The sequence below is a fragment of the Clostridium beijerinckii genome (assembly GCF_036699995.1).
GTDB lineage: Bacteria > Bacillota > Clostridia > Clostridiales > Clostridiaceae > Clostridium > Clostridium helianthi.
Genome location: NZ_CP144906.1, coordinates 677,550 through 696,922, shown reverse-complemented (window position 1 = coordinate 696,922; position 19,373 = coordinate 677,550). Strand labels below are relative to the sequence as shown.

Sequence of the window (19,373 nt, the reverse complement as noted above, 5' to 3'; positions counted from 1 at the left end):
CCACATAAAAATACTTCTCTAATATAAATATTAATTTACAACAGAAAAAGTACCTATAATTTAGTAATTAATTATAGGTTTAGTTGTACATAAAAACTTATATTATTTCCTACTGATTCAGCCCATATTTTGCCGTCATGCAATTCTACTATATTCTTAGAAATAGCTAACCCAAGACCTGATCCTCCTGTATTAGTATTTCTAGATTCATCTAGTCTATAAAATCTATCAAATAATTTTTCACTTTTTTCTTTTGATAAATGGTCTCCTTTATTTCTAAAAACTACAATGGCTTTACCATCCTTCTCGTATAATCCTATTAATATTTCTCCTGGTTTATACGAATATTTTATTGCATTTGTTATTATATTCTCAAAAACTCTAAGCATCTTTAATGTATCTATAGAAACTGAGATTTTTTCAGATTCGAATTTTTTATATATCGTTAATTTATTTTCATCGAGTAACGGTGTCAATTCTTCTATTAATTGTGATAGAAATTCTGCTAGATTAACTTTAGTCTTTGTTAGTGTTATTCCGCTGTTATTTAGCTTAGTATACTCGAATAAATCATCAATTAGTAGCTTTAATCTTTCAGCTTTATTGAATGCTATGTTTAAGTATTCCTCCATTTCTTTTTCATCTTTATACCTGTTTTGAATAACAAGCCCTATGTATCCCATCACAGATGTCAGTGGCGTCCTTAAATCATGAGAAACATTCGTTATCAAATCTGCTTTTGTTTTTTCTGCATCTCTCTCAGCACTAATTTTCTCTCCAATTTCCTTAGCCATTTGATTTATATTATAAGCTATATTTTTAATTTCATCCGTACCTTTCTCTTCTATCCTATAATTCAAGTTTCCACTTGCTATTATCTTAAGGCCAACTGCAATCTCATCCAAGTATTTCATCTTATTATTAGTTATTACAACAAATAGAACTATAAAAACTATAACTGTGAGAATTAGTGCTAAAGATGAATTTGATGTGCTAATTGTATTGTATGTTATCCTTGCCTCTGGAATCTTTGAATAGATCAAGTAAACTCTATCCGAACCTATCTTTAGCGGCATTATATAGCTTTTTTCTCTTGGTTCACTAATCCCTTCACTATTTACATTTGTCATTGCACTTTTTAGTGCACTATAAATATCTATGTTTTCCTCTGCAACATTTTTAGTCTTATATAACACCTTTCCATCTAAATCTGTTATATAACTTTCCTCTCCATCTGATACATTTTCTAAAATGCTATTAATCTTATCTTTATCTTCTAATTTTAAATTTTCTTGAGATTCTATTTGTTTAGCTAAATCATTTGCAGACCTCTCAATAGAATCATAATCATATTTTATCTGGGGTTCAGTATGCTCTCTCTTGAAAAGATTATTAGAAAAACTATAGAAGATAAATGCAGCTAAAAAGCATATTCCTATAACCATCATAAGCTCAAATCTTATATTTTTCTCAATTCTTTTTTTTATACTTCTTATTATTTTTTCAATATACTGTATTAACTTTAAATTTGAAATATCATTGCTAAAAATTCTATGCCTTCCAAGATCTTTATTTTTCAATTTTATATCCTACCCCCCAAACAGTCTTTATAAATCGAGGATTTCTTGGATTTTCTTCTATCTTCTCTCTTATTTTTCTTATATGAACCATGACAGTGTTATCTGAAGTCATGAATTCCTGATTCCAAACGTTCTCATAAATATTTTCTATTGAAAATACTTTTCCTCGACTTTGAGCTAGTAATGATAATATATCAAATTCTGTTGGCGTAAGTCTTACTATATTATCGCCTAACGATACTTCATGTGTTTCTAGATTTATCGTAAGATCCTCTATTTGTATTATATTTTCTTCTTCTACTTCTAATAAATTTGCGTTCTTACCAAACATATGAAATCTTCTAAGTTGTGACTTTACTCTTGCAACTAACTCTAATGGATTGAATGGTTTCGTTAAATAATCATCAGCTCCCATATTAAGGCCTAATATCTTATCAATATCCTCACTTTTAGCGGATAACATTATTATAGGCATTTCTTTAATCTCTCTAATCTTTAAGCAAGTCTCTATTCCATTTAAATTAGGCATCATGACATCTAATATTATTAAATCTATATCATTATCTCTAACTAAATTAATAGCTTCTAAACCATCGCATGCGCTTATGGTATTAAACCCATCGCTCTTAAGATATATATCGACTAAATCTCGTATTTCCTTTTCATCATCCACAATTAGAATAGTTCCTTTTTCCAAACATCCCATCTCCAATCTAAAAATTTTATATCTGAATTCTACTATAATTTCATTCTAACTTAAATATCTTAAAAAAATTTACTAGTAGTTCTTAATATTTTCTAAAATATGTCCATACATACTCTGATGTATAAATATTAAAAGAAATTAAAATATAAAATATTCCTTATGTACACATATGATACATAAATAATTTCCTAATAAAAGGCATGTATTGTTATAGTTGATGAAGCTTAATAAACTGTAATTAAGCTTATATTTACACCATATACAAAACATGCCTTTATTTATACTGTTAATCGTCTCTTTCCAGTTTTCTTTTTTATAACTTATTAATCTATATCATGTTAAATTAACTAGAAATCTCTTCCCATTGTTCATATAATTTTTCAATAGTTTCTTGAAGATTTTTAATTTCTTTATTTACTCTTTCACTTTCAACCGGATTAGAATAAACTTCTTCTTTACAAAGTTCCTCCTGCAATTTTTCAAGAGCTTCCTCATTTTGAGTTATATTAGTTTCTATATTCTTAATTTCATTTTGCTTAGCCTTAGCTTCTTTCTCTAAAGCCTTTTTCTTTTTCTTTTCTTCATTTAATTGCGTTTTTGTCTTTCCAGATGCCAACCCTTCATACGTCTCAAATCTTTGTGGATTCTTCTTCTTTTCAGTATAGTAGCTATAATTCCCAAGATATTCATTGACTCCATGCTCTTCTAATTCCAATATTCTATTAATTACTTTATTTAAGAAATATCTATCATGTGAAATTACAATCAATGTACCATCATAGCTTAAAATTGCCTCTTCAAGAGCCTCTCTTGAAGGAATATCCAAATGATTTGTAGGCTCATCTAATAGAAGTAAGTTTGATTTAGATAACATCAATTTTAGGAGATTTATTCTACATCTTTCTCCTCCACTTAACTTGTTTATTTCTTTAAATACATCATCGCCTCTAAAAAGAAATGATCCAAGAAATCCTCTAAGTTCACTTGTAGTTAACTCTGGAAAGTCATCCCATACTTCATTTAATATTGTCTTATTAGGATCAAGATTAGATTGTTCCTGATCATAGTATCCTACATTAACATTTACTCCTAAAACCTTAACTCCTGAATCACTCTTAACTTTATCCATTATTATATTAAAAAGTGTGGTTTTACCCCGTCCATTTTCACCTATTAACGCAATCTTTTCTCCTCTTTTTAAATCAAAAGATAAATTATCGAATAATTTCTTTTCTCCATAGCTTTTAGCCAGTTTTTCAACATGAAGCACATCATATCCACTTTTAACAGAAGCTTCAAATTTAATCTTAGATGCAGTTTTTTCTTTATCAGGAGCATCTACAATTTCCATTTTATCAAGTGCCTTCTCCCTACTTTCAGCTGCCTTTATACTTTTCTCTCTATTGAATGATCTAAATTTTTCTATTATTGCTTCTTGTCTTTTTATTTCCGTCTGTTGTAAATTATAAGCTTTTAATTTAGCCTCATAATCTTTCTTCATAAGTTCTAAAGATTTTGTATATGGAGCATTATAACAATTCACGTGACCATTTATAACCTGAAATGTTGCTGTTGTTACAGAATCCAAGAAAAATCTATCATGGGAAATTACAATTACAGTTCCTTTATAAGTTTTTAAATATTCTTCAAGCCATTCAATTGCTTCCAAATCCAAGTGATTCGTAGGCTCATCAAGTAGTAGTATATCAGGATTTAAAAGTAATAGCTTACAAAGTGCGACTCTAGTTTTCTGCCCTCCACTTAAAGTTGAAATTAGTTTATCAAAGTCATCTTCTGTAAATCCTAATCCTTTAAGAACTCGCGATATTTCTCCTTTATATGTATATCCGCCTCTGTTTTGATACAGATCTTGGGCAGTTCCATAGTCTTTTATAATTTTCTCATGATATGAAGCATTATTTTCATCATACGGTTCATTCATCTTAGCTTCTAACTCTGTAATCTTACGTTCTAATCTTTGGAGATCTTCAAAAACAATGAGCATTTCATCATAAATCGTTTTGTATGAATCTAATGCTAAATGTTGAGCAAGATAACCCAAAGACTTATTTTTATCTATAAAGACTTCTCCATCATCTTGCGTAATTTCTTTTGATAATATCTTAAACAAGGTTGTTTTTCCTTCTCCATTTGATCCAATTATACCAACCTTATCTCCTTCATTTATTGAAAATGTTACATCTTTCAAAATAGTATTTATACCATAACTTTTACATATATTTTTACAACTTAATACAATCATTTTTTATCCTCCAGTATTTCATACGAAAATCCAGAATTTAAACTATAAAGGTTTAATTTAATATTAAAACGTAAATCCTATATAAAATGGATTAATAGCTTAACTAAATTTTCTCTACTAAATTATACTATCTTATCGGTGTTATATCAATTTAACTATATTAAGAGTTAATTGATAATTTTTTTATTATCGCTACGTAAAATTTGGATTATTATTTAATTTGCTTTATAATAAGTTAAACACGTAATTTGGAGGCAAAATATGACTTTAAAGAATAACAATAAATCTCTTACCCAGAATAAAAAACAATTAAAAGAGGAAGAGTTATTTTTAGCAGCATATGATTTATTTCTTAAAAACGGCATAGAAAAAACTTCGATCGATGATATAACTAAGAATGCAAGAGTAGCAAAAGGGACTTTTTATCTATATTTCAGTGATAAATATGATATTTTAAATAAATTAATTCTTCAAAAAAGTAATGAAATAATACGAGAAGGATTGGCTAAAACAAATGCTTTGGGAAGTAAAGATTTTAAAGAACGTACACTATTCTTCATTGATTATATAATAAATTATTTAAAAGATAATGTTTCTCTGCTAAAGCTAATTAATAAAAATATTTCATGGGGACTTTATAGGAAGGCAATAATGAAACCAGAAGCATATAATGATGTAAAGAAAGTCCTAGATATTTTTGTTAAGAACCTAACTAAATCAGGAATGGACGAAGAAGAAGCTGAAATGACATTATTTATGATTTTTGAATTAGTTGGCAGCATATGTTTTACTACTATAATATTGAAAGAACCCACAGATATCGAAAGTATAAAACCAATACTTTTTAAAAAAATTTTGGCTATGATAAGCGTGTAACTCATATATATTGAAACCTATTTTTAAAAGCTATGTAAAGAAATATCTTAAAGATTTTACATTATAGTAGTTGTAAATCTTCAAGATATTTTTGTATGTTAAACTGGTTATTAGTAGTTATTATTTTTATCGCAATATGCTAATGTAAGTTTTATCAACCTTTTGATAATTACTCTAACTATCGGACGAGGAATTCTATATGAATAAAGAGTCGCGAATATTCCTGGATGTCTTCTTTCAATTCTAGCATAAATTTTATTCACATCATTATCGGAATTATTTCTTTCAAGATCTTCTTCATTTAAATCTAAATCAAGGCCTCTTAGTGCATCAAAAGTAGTAGGTATTTCATTATTAGCTATGTTATTAAAATTGAAACAACTACTAATTCCTTCATTTTGATTATCGGAATAATAACATAATTCAGGCATGCCTGTTTCGGAAGGAAATAAATCTAAATTACGATTATTATCATCAATACCAAACGAAACTTTTTCGTAGATATTTGTACTCATAAATGCTGGTGGAACAAATCTAATATCGTTATCACTCGAGCTGACTTGAGACATATACTTCTTATCAGGGTTCATTTTAAACTACCTCCTAAAAATAAATAATATTTGCTTCTCTTAATTAATATGCATAACAATTATATATAGTACAAAATGGAAAGAAAAAGATATGAATTTTACAGCCCTCTTAAGCGAACAATAAATATATTATAGGAATAATATATATTGGAGGAGATGCATATGAAGATAGAAAATAAGGAAAACATTAAAGACTTATTTGTTGGATTAGATGAAAAAGTGTGTGATTCTGATGGAAATTGTATAGATGGAATAAATTTTGATAATGCAGCTACAACTCCGCCTATTAAGTCAAGTATTGAATATATCAAACAATTGAGCAATACTTATGCTTCTATAGGACGAGGAACAGGTCAAAAAGCTGAAATAACTACCAATTTATATAAAGAATCTAAAAATTTTTTACTGGATTTTTTCAATGTAAAAGATAAAGATAAATATGTTGTAATATACGTTAGCAATACAACTGAAGGTATAAACAAATTAGCAAAAACTCTTACTAAAACTCCAGACGAAATAGTATTAACCTCTAGAATGGAGCATCATTCAAATGATTTGCCTTGGCGAAAAAGAGGTAACGTCGATTATATCGAAGTAGATCAACAAGGCAGGCTCAAACTTGAAGAGTTGGAAGAGAAACTAAAGAAAAGCAATGGTAAAATAAAATATGTATCTCTTACTGGAGCTTCTAATGTAACTGGTTATATAAATCATATTCATTTTATAGCAAAACTAGTTCATAAATATGGTGCCAAATTGATTGTAGATGGTGCACAACTTGTACCACACACAAGAGTTAATATTAGCGGGGACACAGATGATGATCAAATTGATTTCTTGGTATTTTCGTCGCACAAAATTTATTCTCCCTTTGGTGTAGGAGTCATAATAGGATTAAAAGAGGATTTCATGGATGCAGATCCTGATTATTTAGGTGGTGGAACTGTTGAATTAGTAATGGATAGAGAGATTGAGTTTCTTCCCCCACCAGAGAAGAATGAAGCAGGAACACCAAATTTTTTGGGTGTAATGAGCTTAGTTAATTCATTACGAGTTATTAATACCATTGGATACGACTATATAGAAAAACATGAAAGACTTCTTTTAGAGCACACTATAGAAGGACTTAAGAAAATCCCTAAAATTATAAACTATGGAGATACTGAAAACATCAGTGATAGGCTTGGAATTGCCACCTTTAATATAGAGGATATGTATCATCATGATGTAGCTGATATCTTGGCTAAAAAGAAAGGAATTTCTGTAAGACATGGCTGGTTTTGTTCCCATCCATATTGTAGAAGACTCATGAACGTAAGTGAAGATGAAGCTAAAGAATTCCTTGATAATCCAGATAAAAAAATGTTAGGAATGATACGAGTAAGTTTTGCATTATATAATTCAATTGAAGAAGTGGATACCTTTTTAAATGTATTAGAAGATATCTCTTTACGAAAAATAAAATAATAAATTTTCTTTATTTAGAACTAAAAATAAATAGTACAATAAAATTTATTATACTATTGAAAATTCTATTAATTTATAGGATGTATAAATGAAATTCTTCATATATACATCCTTCTATTAGTTAAATATTAAAACATCTAAGCTTATGATTTTATACTTATTATCTATTGATTAAACACCTTATATTTTGGAAGATTTCTCTCAAACTCTAAACTAGGAGCATCTTTGATTAATGGCTCAAAATATGAGCATGCTTCAGGTGTTACAAAATTACCTTCTTTATTAATCCATTCTATAGGGAAATACTTAACATTATTTGCTACATCTTCTGCCTTAACTAATGGATAATTAACTTCATAAGGCTCATTAGATAACCTGTTAATGCTAACCATTTTCCCTGATTCTCCTTGTGAAGCATATTGTAAAGCCATCTTTCCAGCATTATACGCTTCTGTCAAATCAGTGTCTGAAGCACAATGCATTGCACAACGTTGAAGAACCCCAAGTTGTAGTGCTTTTACCCTTGTTGTAAATCCAGCATCAAGAATTAGCCTTCTCAAGTATTCAGATACCCCTCCTAATTGAACGTGTCCAAATTTATCTTGAGAAACACAATCAAATTCAGAAATGAATCTTCCATCTTTATCTCTTATTCCTTCTGATACAATTATATACACTTTATTTTGTTCTTCAAATCTTTGCCTAACATCATTCAAAAATTTGATTTTATCAAACGCTGCTTCAGGAAGGTATATAAAATCTGCAATTGGTTTTCCATCAAGCTTTGCAATACATGCAGAAGCTGCAAGCCATCCTGTATCTCTTCCCATCGTTTCTAAAATAAATATACCGTTATTTATGTAAACTGATGCATCTAAATATGTTTCAAGCGCTGTTGTTCCAATGAATTTTGCTGCACTGCCAAAGCCTGGAGTGTGATCAGTGAATTTTAAATCATTATCAATAGTTTTAGGTATACCTATAAAACTTATTCCAATATCATTTTGTTTTGCATATCGTGAAAGCTTTGCTATGGTATCCATAGAATCATTTCCACCAACATAAAAGAATGATGTTATATCATATTCTCTAAGTATTTCTATTAAACTTTCATATTCTTCACTACAAGAATCTAAATCTTTTAATTTATACCTACAAGATCCAAGCCCTGAAGATGGAGTAAATCTAAAATTATCTATTTCATTTTCTGAAACTGATGACAAATCAATTATATTTCTATTTAATATACCCTCAATACCATTTAGGCCTCCATAAACTTTTTCAAAAGTTTTTAGTTCTTTATTAGCATTTAAAAGTCCTACTACACTTGAATTAATTACTGCCGTTGGCCCCCCAGATTGAGCTATTATACAATTTGACATGAAATTTCCTCCTTGTTTGCTATACTAATTTGGTTAAATATGCTATACTATTTAGCCAATAGTAATACACTATTTATTAATATACAACAAAAAAAAGATTTAATAAAGACTTTTTTTAAATTTTTTGCATATATTAAAAAAACTTTAATTATTATAGAGTAAGTCTAATTTTAAAGGAGGAAGAGAAAATGAATTTGTACGACATTATAATAATAGGAATTGCACTGGCCATGGATGCTTTTGGCGTAACATTAGGAATCGGTCTAAATCCTAGAATTAATAGAATCCATAAAATAAAGTTTTTATTATCATTTGCATTCTTTCAGTTTTTATTTACATACGTAGGTGGAAGTTTAGGATATTTATTTGATACTTATATTACAAGCATCCCTTCCATTGCTGGTGGAATAATTATGGCAGTCGTAGGAACTCTTATAATAATAGATGGCTTTAAGGAAAAAGAAACTGAAATTTTAATAAAAAATAGTACTTGTTTAATACTTGGAATATCCGTTAGTATAGATGCACTAGTTATAGGATTCACTGCATTTCATGAAATTTCATACAATCTTCTACTTTGTGTTGATTCAATTTTAATTGGATTAATCACTTTATTTACATGTACAGTAGGATTTTTTATGTGCAGATATATTAAAAAAATAAAATTTGTTACAACGTATGCTAACTTTTTTGGCGGGATAGCTCTTATATTTTTTGGTTTTAAGATGATATTTTTTTAAGATATTAAATATATGTGATATAATATATTTAATATTTAGCTGTTAGGGGATATGAAAATGGAACCAAAGGAAATTCTTAAAAATAAAGGAATTAAAATAACTAAAGGAAGAACAGAAATCCTAAGTATATTAAAAAATTCTGAAAACAGTTTGTCAGCTGAAAAAATATATCAGATTTATAAAAGCAACAATATAAATATAAATTTGAGCACGGTTTATAGAACTTTAGAATTATTTGAAGAAAAAGAAATTATTGAAAAAATAACTCTAAATGATGGAGTCTTTTCATATAAGCTAAAAGGAAAAACTCATAGGCATCATTTGGAATGTGATATATGTCACAAAGAAGTTGAAATCCCTTGTCCTATGCTTCAGATTCAAGAATTAGTTCAAAATGCGACTGGCTTCACTTTAACAGATCATGACTTGGTTATGAAGGGCGTATGTAAAGATTGCAAAAAGAAACAATAACTAAGTTGTCTTAATATAAGTTATATTTTCTAAAAGGTTTTACTGGAAGATTTGCAGATTGTTTTCAATAGAAATTATGATAAAAACTACTTGTCTAAGGTATTCTTAAACAAGTAGTTTTTCAATTTTAATGTTATAAATATTTAAAAAATTTTATAATTCATATACTATCTGCTTATTTTCAACGAATCCTGTATGATCATATCTATCAGTTCTGAAAATCCTATATTCAAAGCTGCTGCACTTTTAGGAATTAGGCTATTTTTAGTCATTCCTGGAAGAGTATTTATTTCTAAAATGTATGGTACGCCTTCCTCTGTAACTATCATATCAACTCTAGAATACACTTCGCATTTAAGTGCTTTATAAGTTTCTAACGCCATCTTTTCTACTTCCTTGTGTAACTCTGCTTCTAGCTCAACTACTATTTCTTCTGCCCCTCCATCTTGATATTTAGATGTAAAGTCAAAGAATTCAGCCTTAGGCTTAATTGCAATTACTGGAAGCATTTTATTATTATATACAGGGCAAGTTATTTCATCACCTTTTATAAATTTTTCTATCATAACTTCGCTATCCCATTTAAAAGCTTCTGAAACACAGTTTTCAATTTCCTTCTCTTCTTTAACTATGAATGTCGCAACACTTGATCCACCATGAGTAGGTTTTACTACAACTGGATATCCTAATTCATTTATTTTATTGAAATCTATATTATCGCCTTTTCTTAGGTTAATCCAAGGAGCAGTCCTAATCCCATTTGCCTCTAAAACGGATTTTGATACGTCTTTATCCATGCACATAGCACTACTTAAAGGCCCACACCCTGAATATGGTATACCTAGTGTTTGAAGCACTGATTGAACTGTTCCATCCTCTCCAAATTGGCCATGTAAAGCTAAAAGTGCGAAATCTATCCCTTTAGATTTATTTATTATATCTTCTTTTTTATCTATTACAATTGGTAGCACTTCATACTTTTCCTTGTTTATATTTTCAATTATAGATTTTCCACTTTGCAATGATATCTCTCTTTCTGATGATATACCACCCATTATAACTCCAATTTTCATAGATTACCTCCAAAATACTTATTAATATTTCCTGTTAATTAAATTTATTCATTCTAACTTATCTTTATTTTATTAAATTAACGGCACAATTAAAAGAACCACTTTGACTATAAATTGTCTTAATTGTGGTTCATGAAAATTTTATAAATATTCTTTTATCTGTTAGTTTTATTATCATAACTACATAAATCCTTTATTGGACATTCCCCACACTTAGGATTTCTAGCACTACAACATCTTCTTCCATGAAATATAAGTAGATGATGCATAAGAGTCCACTCTTTCTTTGGTAGTTTTTTTTGTAATTGTTTTTCAACTTCTAAAACATTTTCTGAATCTGCAAGTTTTAATCTATTTGATACTCTAAAAACATGTGTATCTACAGCAATAGATGGCACATTAAAGGCATTTGATAAAACTACATTAGCTGTTTTTCTTCCCGCTCCAGCAAGCGAAGTTATTTCCTCCATTGTCTTTGGGACTTCTCCATTAAATTTTTCCTTAAGTTGATTGAACATAAGTATTAAATTCTTGGATTTATTTCTATATAAACCTATCTGCTTTATCCTTTCTTCAAGTTCCTCGTTTGTTAATGTTAAAAGAGAGTCTAGATCTGGATAATCTCTAAATAGATCTTTTGTTACCTCGTTCACTTTTTTATCTGTTGTTTGAGCAGACAATATTGTAGCTATAAGTAATTGGAGTGGTGTTTCATAATTCAATTCACACTTTGCATCTGGATATGTCTCTTTCAATATATCTACAATTTTTTTTGTCCTTGCTTTCATATCTTTTGTAATCTCCTTACTTATAAATTCCTCTATACCTTTCGGGTAAGAGGCTCGCTATACTCCTCATTAGGATATCCATACATTTATTATCATATTCATGTTTGTCTTCATCCTTCTCTTTAGCAGGAAATACAATTTTTTCACCTATATTTATAGTAACGTCAGCATGCTGCCATTTCTCTGCTCCCATATCTCCACTTTTACTTATAGGTAATAACTTATCTGTTCCAGACATACCAATTGGAATTATTTCCGCTTTTGCCATTCTTGCAAATAACAGAATTCCCTTTTTACCTTCTATCATAGCACCTGTCCTACTCCTAGTGCCTTCAGGAAATATTAAAATATCATTTCCTTCTTTAAGAGTTTTAACAACTCTTGTAATAGCTTCTTTATCAGCAGAATTAGGTTTAATTGGTATGTTTTTCACTATCTGAGTTCCTAATTTTGTTATTGGATCTTCTGACAATTTTATTCCCATTACAAAATGTGGATCACTTTTCTCTTTTAGCATTTTTGATAAAACTAATCCGTCCGAATTACTCAAATGATTGCATACAAATATTCTTGGTTTTTTTACTTTATCTATATTATCTGCTCCATTAACAGTTATGTTAGCATATTTTCTTATATAATTATCTACTATTTTTTTTGCTATTTTTATAATTATCCCTTCTGGCATCATTCTTATTAATTTTATTGCAACTGGTGATAACATTTTTCTCCAACCTTTCTTAATAATCACATTTTATATTATACTACTAATTACATTTTATTACAATTATTCAATTCTATACAAGTATTACATGCATAATATATTATTGATCATTATTTATATACATTATATATGCTTTCATATGTCTATGCAATTACCAAAAATATTAAGGTTATTGTAAGATTTCATACCAAATATACTAATATCTTCTTTTACTATTCTAACTTATTTGCAAAAAGCATTTTAATTATAACCAAGATAAATTAATATAACTTATTTAACTTTAGCATAATCTTCATATAAAAAAATACATTAACTAAACTTTCTTGCTCTAAAGTTTAATTAATGCATCTCTCAATTTTCAAATTATAATCCATTTCTTAATAAAATAATTAATAAAAAAATTCTCTGTTTTAATATTTAGTAAAACCTCTTAACTTAGTAAAATTCCTATAAATAAATGCTACTGAACTATACAAGATACGAGTTTATATTAATTGCACTTCATATATTCCCATACTATAAAGCATTAAATAACCATATCGTTAAATATTTTCTTTTTGCGTCCTTTTAAATCACTAATTTCAATTATTGCTGCACTTGCACTATTTCTAACAATATTTTTAGCCTGAACTCCTATTGCTGTTGCACTTGCTGGTACATTCTTTACAACTACAGCATTAGCTCCTATCTTAGCACCCTTTCCTACAGTTATAGGTCCAAGCACCTTTGCACCTGTACCTATCAAAACATCATCCTCGATAGTTGGGTGTCTTTTCCCTACATCCTTACCTGTACCACCTAGAGTTACACCATGATAAAGCGTAACATTGTCTCCTACTTCTGCAGTCTCACCAATAACTACTCCCATTCCGTGGTCTATAAACAACCCTTTTCCTATCTTAGCTCCCGGATGAATTTCTATACCTGTTAAAAACCTAGATAATTGAGAAATTAATCTTGCCAAGAAAAACCATTTCTTTAAATATAGGGCATGTGCAATTCTATATGATATTAGTGCATGAATACATGGGTACAATAATAATACTTCTAGTTTACTTTTAGCCGCTGGATCTTCACTTAAAACTCTTTCTAGATCGTAATTTAATTTTTTAAACACAGCCTATTCTCCTTTCTATAGTTTTCAGTAGAGCTTTTCACATATACAATTATTAATAGAACTTCATTAGTATCTTAAGTTAAATCAATTGTTTCACTGTTAATCGATGATGATTAATAAAACTTTTATAGTTAAATTAATTAATCATATAATCCCATAGATATATACTTTTCTCCCCCATCTGGAGCAATAGCCAATACCTTTTTACCTTTTCCAAGTCTTTTTGCAACCTGTATTGCTGCATATACAGCTGCACCTGAAGATATTCCAATCAATACACCTTCATTTTCAGCAAATGCTTTTGCTGTTTTAAATGCATCTTCATCTCTTACTTGTAATATTTCATCTACATATTCTTTATCATAAACTCCTGGAACAAATCCTGCTCCTATGCCTTGAATTTTATGACCACCTGGATTTCCACCGCTTAAAACTGGTGAATTTGCTGGTTCAACTGCAAATGCTTTAATATCCGAATTTTTCTTTTTTAAATTTTTAGATACTCCTATTACAGTTCCACCACTTCCAACGCCTGCAACAAAGGCATCTAAATCTGGAATGTCTTTATATATTTCTTCCGCTGTTGTTTCATAGTGCTTTTCTGGATTAGCTACATTCTCAAATTGTTGAGGGATAAAAAATCCTTCTCCACTTCCTATTTCCAGAGCCTTTTCTATAGCACCTTTCATGCCCTTAGCTCCTTCAGTCAATACAAGATTTGCACCGTATGCTTTTATAAGATCTCTTCTTTCCTTACTCATTGTTTCTGGCATTACTATTGTTACATTATAACCTTTCAATTTCCCTATAAGTGCGAGTGCTATTCCTGTATTTCCGCTTGTAGGCTCTACTATTGTTGCCCCGGGCTTTAATACGCCTTCCTTTTCAGCTCTCTCAATCATTCCTAATGCTGCTCTGTCTTTAACGCTTCCACCCGGATTAAATTTTTCAAGTTTTACGTATATATCTGCACTATTTTCGTCCTTAATTAAATTATTAATTTTTAAAATAGGTGTATTTCCTATTAACTCTAATCCTCCATTATAAACCATATTATTATTCTCCTCCTCAAATTTCTACTAATTTTAGTATATCTTTTTACATTGATTTTATATTAAATATAATAAAAAAACTTCATCCTCCATAAAAAATTATAGAGACGAAGTAAAATTCGCGGTTCCACTCTAATTGGATTAAATAACTAATCCCTCTCAATTTTGATACTTAAGATATCATATCACTATAACGGGTGATCCCGGAAAATCATACTAAAAAATATATCAAAAAAATCAATGGATATGCTCTCACTCCATTTCTTTAATATATTTGATTTCAAATTTCAACTCCAAAGAGCACTTCACATAAATTCTAGATAAAAAGTTCTCAGCATCCTTTTCTCTCTGTAAACTTCCTTTATGCTACTTTTCTTTTTCATAGTTTTTAATTCTTAGTGTTTTGATAGGTTTTATATTATAATTATATTCTTTCTAAAAAAAAAGTCAATACTTTTTAAAATTTTAATCAAAAAGTATTGACTTTCTTAAATATATAAAAATAAGTAATCCTTACAGGTAAATAATACAAATAAAACATTATTCTTATTAAAAATCTAAATATTTTATGTTCTAATTTTTCTTCTTCCAAAGAGGATACAAAAATTCATCTATCAAATCATGAATAATTACTATTCCAATTAATTTTTCATATTCATCTACTACTGGCACTGAATTCAAATCATATTTTGAGGCAACTTCTATAGCTTCGCTAATTTCATCATCATGCCTTACACGTGATACAGAATAATCCATTATTTCTCTTATCTTTAAATCATTATCATTAACTATTAAGTCTCTTAAAGATACTACCCCTTGAACACGTTCTTCTTCATCCGTTATATAAATATAATATATAACTTCCTCATCTGGTTTTGTTTCTTTTAATATCTCAATAGTATCTCCAACTGTAATATCTAGATTAACAGATATAAATTCTTTACTCATTATACTACCAACAGTTTCATCCTCATATTGCAACAATTCCTTAACTTCATCTGCATCTTCTTTTTCTAAATTTACTAATATTTTTTCTCTTTCTTCTTCATCTAAATCATCTAACAAATCAGCTATCTCATCGTTAGGCATATTTTCTAGCACTTCTACAGTTTTGCTGTCAGATAATTCCTTAATTATTGTCCCCTTATATTCTGAATCTATTTCCTCTAATGTATCGGCTGCTAAATCCTCATCCAGTGATTCCAATACTTGTTTTCTTGAGTTTGTATCTAGATTTTCTAATATATCTGCAAGGTCCGCTGGATGTAAAGTTGATAATTTTTTATATGGTATGGATAATTTCAAATTATTTTCAATCATTTCCAAGGACTCAACATCATCCCATCTTAAGACTTTATCTTCTAACTTCTTTCCTATGATTCCGTATATGAATTTCATAATACCAGCTATTTTTAGTCTTCTATATCTCGCTAATTGCCCTGTTTCAACTCCAATAACTCTGTATTCTCCTGCAATTCTTGCAATTCTCAAATCATTAACTCTTACAACTTGTTTTCCATTTATATCAACTATCTTTTTATCTAATAGATTTTCTGAAAGAAGATAACTATACCTCATCGGTAATATTTCTTTACTTCCTCTTGTTGTGATCTTAATTTTACCATCCCTATTTAAAAATTCTATATATCTAAACTCATAATGAAAGGCTACTCCGTCCTTTTTAAGCTTATACCCAATTATTCTAGGATATCCATCCTCTGTAGTCACATAAATATCTCTTAGAGTTCCTAAAACATCACCAAACTCGTCATAAACTTTTTTATCTAAAATGTTAGTATATAGAAATATAGATAATTCCATCTTAATTATTCCCCCTACTTCTGCAGAAAGAAAATCCTTAAGTGAAATTAGTATTGTAACTAAATTACATCTACTTATATCTTTTAAGGCAAGATAAAAGATTTTCCTTCTGAATATATTTAGTTTTTGCTATATTATAGTTTATATTCTGAGGTCCTTCCTCCATCTTTTACACCGCCCTGTATATCTTCACTTAGTTATAATTTACTACTATCTCTAATTATTATATTACATAGAAGTAAAAAGGCAATAAATTTTTATTTTTAATTTATCTTTTAATTTTCAAATACAAATTTCATTAATTACTCCTCAATCTGTAAATTATAAATATTTCTTTATAAGTTGCTTTGAATTTACACTACCCTTGACTATTGATATTGTTTGTAAACTAATTATTGTTATGTTAATATACTTTAAGAATAAGCTTTAAAAGCTTGTTCGTTTGATTTTTTAATTATTTATTACGTTAGTATGATATCTAAATATAATGATCTTTAATATACGTAATTTTAATATAAATGTGGTTTAAATAAAATAAATTAAGAATTGGAGTTAATATTATATGAAGCTTTGTAAAGAATTCTTACCTATTAGTAAAGAAGACTTAAAAAAAAGAAAAATTGACCAATTGGATTTTATTATTGTTTCTGGCGATGCTTATGTAGATCACCCTTCTTTTGGTACTGCTATTATAGGCAGAACTCTTGAAGCACAAGGTTTTAATGTTGGTATTATAGCTCAACCTAATTGGCATAGTTCTGAGGATTTCAAAAAATTAGGTAAGCCTAAATACGGTTTCCTAGTTAATTCAGGGAATATAGATTCCATGGTTAATCACTATACAGCCGCAAAGAAAACAAGACGTGAAGACTTATATTCTCCTGGAGGAGAGGCTGGCCACAGACCAGATAGATCAATAATTGTTTACTGTAACAGAATACGTGAAGCTTATAAAGATGCAGCTATTGCAATTGGAGGAATAGAAGCAAGTCTTAGACGTTTTGCGCACTATGATTACTGGGATAACAAAGTTAGAAGAAGTATCCTTGTAGATTCTAAAGCCGATTTATTGATGTACGGTATGGGCGAAAAAACCGTTGTTCAAATCGCAGAGTTATTAAGATATGGAGCAAATATTAAAAATATAACAAGTGTTCGTGGGACTTGTTATTTGACTAAAGATATATCGAATATTAAAAATGCAGTTATAGTACCTTCATTTGAAGAAGTATCTACGGATAAGGAAGCTTATGGTGAAGCCTATAAATTGGAATATTACGAACAAGATTCTATAAACGGCAGAACCATAATTCAACAATACGGTGATAGATATTTAGTTCAGAATCCACCTCAAGAAAACTTAACTCAAGAAGAAATGGATATGACATATGATTTACCTTACACAAGAACCTATCACCCTATATATGAAGAAAAAGGTGGCATACCTGCAATACAAGAAGTTAAATTTTCTATAACAAGTCATAGAGGCTGTTTTGGTTCATGCTCATTTTGTGCTCTAACATTTCATCAAGGAAGAGTGATTCAAAATAGAGGGCAAGATTCAATAATTGATGAAGCAAAGCTTTTAACGACTTTACCTGATTTCAAAGGATATATTCATGATATTGGAGGCCCTACTGCAAATTTTAGACATAGAGCTTGCAAGAAACAAATAGAACATGGTACTTGTAAAAATAAACAATGTATGTTCCCTAGTCCATGTAAAAACTTGATAATAGATCATACTGAATATCTTTCTCTATTAAAGAAAGTCAGAAAACTTCCTAGAATAAAAAAGGTATTTATACGTTCTGGTTTAAGATATGATTATTTAATACATGATAAAAATGATGCATTTTTTAAAGAATTATGCGAGCATCATATTAGTGGGCAATTAAAGGTTGCTCCAGAACATGTAGTTCCAAAAGTATTGAATCAGATGGGTAAGCCAACAAGAGAAGTCTATGATAAATTTGTTAATAAGTATTTTCAAATTAATAAACAAATAGATAAAAAACAATTTTTAGTGCCTTATTTAATGTCCTCTCATCCAGGTTCTGACCTAAATGCAGCAATAGATTTAGCATTATACATTAAAGAGATGGGATATACCCCTGAACAAGTGCAAGATTTTTATCCAACACCAGGAAGCTTATCAACAACAATGTATTATACTGGATTTAACCCAATTACCGGAGAAAAAGTTTATATTCCAAAAACACCTGAAGAGAAAGAAATGCAAAGGGCTTTAATACAGTTTGCTGTTCCTAAAAATTATCAAAAAGTAAAGAAAGCTCTACTTAAAGCTCATAGAGAAGATCTAATTGGCAATGGTAAAAACTGTTTAATAGGTTTTACTCCTGGAAAACTAGGCTATCAAGGTAAGCATAAATCAAATGATGGTCCTAGGAATAACTCAAGTAAAAATTCAAGTGCTAGTAAAATGTCTAATGAAAAAAATTCTATAAGTAATACTAAGAAGAATTCAACTAATGGCAATAAAAAGCACTCAAATAAACATTCATCTGATAATTATTCAAATAGAAGAAAAAGAACCATATAAAAAGAAAGGATACTTAGTTGCTTGATATTGCAACTAAGTATCCTTTCTGTCTATTAACCGCTAGCACATATTACTCTTATTCAAAAAAATCCTCTGGATACTTATAACAACTCATCTTAATATTACCTGCTGTTTACATATTCTAAAGCGCGAATTCGTACTC

At 29.0% G+C, this 19,373-nt stretch carries 16 protein-coding genes and 1 other annotated feature; of the genes, 5 read left to right on the top strand and 11 right to left on the bottom strand.

Going from position 1 to position 19,373, the window contains the following annotated elements; genetic code table 11:
- Window positions 1-71 precede the first annotated feature (71 nt).
- From PZA12_RS03425 to PZA12_RS03415, 3 genes are all read right to left on the bottom strand, one after another.
- Window positions 72-1,580: a sensor histidine kinase gene (locus PZA12_RS03425; RefSeq protein ID WP_103698512.1), complete on the bottom strand. Its 1,509-nt coding sequence runs from the start codon at window positions 1,578-1,580 to the stop codon at window positions 72-74.
- Window positions 1,570-2,286, bottom strand: a complete 717-nt coding sequence (locus PZA12_RS03420) for a response regulator transcription factor (protein ID WP_181006003.1) — start codon at window positions 2,284-2,286, stop codon at window positions 1,570-1,572. Before PZA12_RS03420 ends, PZA12_RS03425 begins: the two co-directional genes overlap by 11 nt.
- Before the next feature lie 343 nt (window positions 2,287-2,629).
- The gene (locus PZA12_RS03415) at window positions 2,630-4,549 is read right to left on the bottom strand and encodes an ABC-F family ATP-binding cassette domain-containing protein (protein ID WP_078115988.1); all 1,920 of its coding nucleotides are present in this window, start codon (window positions 4,547-4,549) and stop codon (window positions 2,630-2,632) included.
- A gap of 261 nt (window positions 4,550-4,810) precedes the next feature.
- Between PZA12_RS03415 and PZA12_RS03410 the strand changes: the two genes are divergently transcribed.
- Window positions 4,811-5,425, top strand: coding sequence for a TetR/AcrR family transcriptional regulator (locus PZA12_RS03410; protein WP_077843549.1), 615 nt, complete (start codon window positions 4,811-4,813; stop codon window positions 5,423-5,425).
- Between the two features lie 110 nt (window positions 5,426-5,535).
- Here the strand turns inward: PZA12_RS03410 and PZA12_RS03405 are convergent, their stop codons facing one another.
- Entirely contained in the window at window positions 5,536-6,015 is a 480-nt protein-coding gene (locus PZA12_RS03405) for a hypothetical protein (protein ID WP_078115987.1), read from the bottom strand.
- A gap of 162 nt (window positions 6,016-6,177) precedes the next feature.
- On the opposite strand from PZA12_RS03405, the gene PZA12_RS03400 reads away from it, so the two are divergent.
- Window positions 6,178-7,482, top strand: a complete 1,305-nt coding sequence (locus tag PZA12_RS03400; protein ID WP_078115986.1) for an aminotransferase class V-fold PLP-dependent enzyme — start codon at window positions 6,178-6,180, stop codon at window positions 7,480-7,482.
- A 164-nt stretch (window positions 7,483-7,646) separates the two neighbouring features.
- Here PZA12_RS03400 and PZA12_RS03395 read toward each other — a convergent pair whose 3' ends face one another.
- The gene (locus tag PZA12_RS03395) at window positions 7,647-8,864 is read right to left on the bottom strand and encodes a 6-phosphofructokinase (RefSeq protein ID WP_078115985.1); all 1,218 of its coding nucleotides are present in this window, start codon (window positions 8,862-8,864) and stop codon (window positions 7,647-7,649) included.
- Window positions 8,865-9,052: 188 nt separating this feature from the next.
- Here PZA12_RS03395 and PZA12_RS03390 point away from each other — a divergent pair, with 188 nt between their 5' ends.
- The gene (locus PZA12_RS03390) at window positions 9,053-9,604 is read left to right on the top strand and encodes a manganese efflux pump MntP family protein (protein WP_078115984.1); all 552 of its coding nucleotides are present in this window, start codon (window positions 9,053-9,055) and stop codon (window positions 9,602-9,604) included.
- A gap of 57 nt (window positions 9,605-9,661) precedes the next feature.
- Window positions 9,662-10,075, top strand: a complete 414-nt coding sequence (locus tag PZA12_RS03385; protein ID WP_011967930.1) for a Fur family transcriptional regulator — start codon at window positions 9,662-9,664, stop codon at window positions 10,073-10,075.
- Window positions 10,076-10,242: 167 nt separating this feature from the next.
- Here the strand turns inward: PZA12_RS03385 and PZA12_RS03380 are convergent, their stop codons facing one another.
- The 6 genes from PZA12_RS03380 to PZA12_RS03355 form a co-directional block, all read right to left on the bottom strand.
- Window positions 10,243-11,148 (bottom strand): D-alanine--D-alanine ligase, encoded by a 906-nt coding sequence (locus PZA12_RS03380; protein ID WP_011967929.1) that lies wholly within the window; start codon window positions 11,146-11,148, stop codon window positions 10,243-10,245.
- A 155-nt stretch (window positions 11,149-11,303) separates the two neighbouring features.
- Entirely contained in the window at window positions 11,304-11,936 is a 633-nt protein-coding gene (gene nth / locus PZA12_RS03375) for an endonuclease III (RefSeq protein ID WP_078115983.1), read from the bottom strand.
- A 16-nt stretch (window positions 11,937-11,952) separates the two neighbouring features.
- A complete protein-coding gene (locus tag PZA12_RS03370; protein WP_077837109.1) occupies window positions 11,953-12,657 on the bottom strand; it encodes a lysophospholipid acyltransferase family protein in 705 nt (234 codons plus the stop codon).
- Between the two features lie 526 nt (window positions 12,658-13,183).
- Window positions 13,184-13,774 (bottom strand): serine O-acetyltransferase EpsC, encoded by a 591-nt coding sequence (epsC, locus tag PZA12_RS03365; RefSeq protein WP_078115982.1) that lies wholly within the window; start codon window positions 13,772-13,774, stop codon window positions 13,184-13,186.
- Between the two features lie 140 nt (window positions 13,775-13,914).
- Window positions 13,915-14,826 carry a cysteine synthase A gene (gene cysK / locus PZA12_RS03360; protein WP_077843544.1) on the bottom strand — a complete coding sequence of 304 codons (912 nt, stop codon included), beginning with the start codon at window positions 14,824-14,826 and terminating at the stop codon, window positions 13,915-13,917.
- A 100-nt stretch (window positions 14,827-14,926) separates the two neighbouring features.
- Window positions 14,927-15,218, bottom strand: a binding site (T-box leader).
- A gap of 181 nt (window positions 15,219-15,399) precedes the next feature.
- Entirely contained in the window at window positions 15,400-16,647 is a 1,248-nt protein-coding gene (locus PZA12_RS03355) for a magnesium transporter MgtE N-terminal domain-containing protein (RefSeq protein WP_077843543.1), read from the bottom strand.
- A gap of 562 nt (window positions 16,648-17,209) precedes the next feature.
- On the opposite strand from PZA12_RS03355, the gene PZA12_RS03350 reads away from it, so the two are divergent.
- On the top strand, window positions 17,210-19,210 hold the full coding sequence (locus tag PZA12_RS03350) for a YgiQ family radical SAM protein (protein WP_078115980.1): 2,001 nt from the start codon (window positions 17,210-17,212) through the stop codon (window positions 19,208-19,210).
- The last annotated feature ends 163 nt before the right edge of the window (window positions 19,211-19,373 follow it).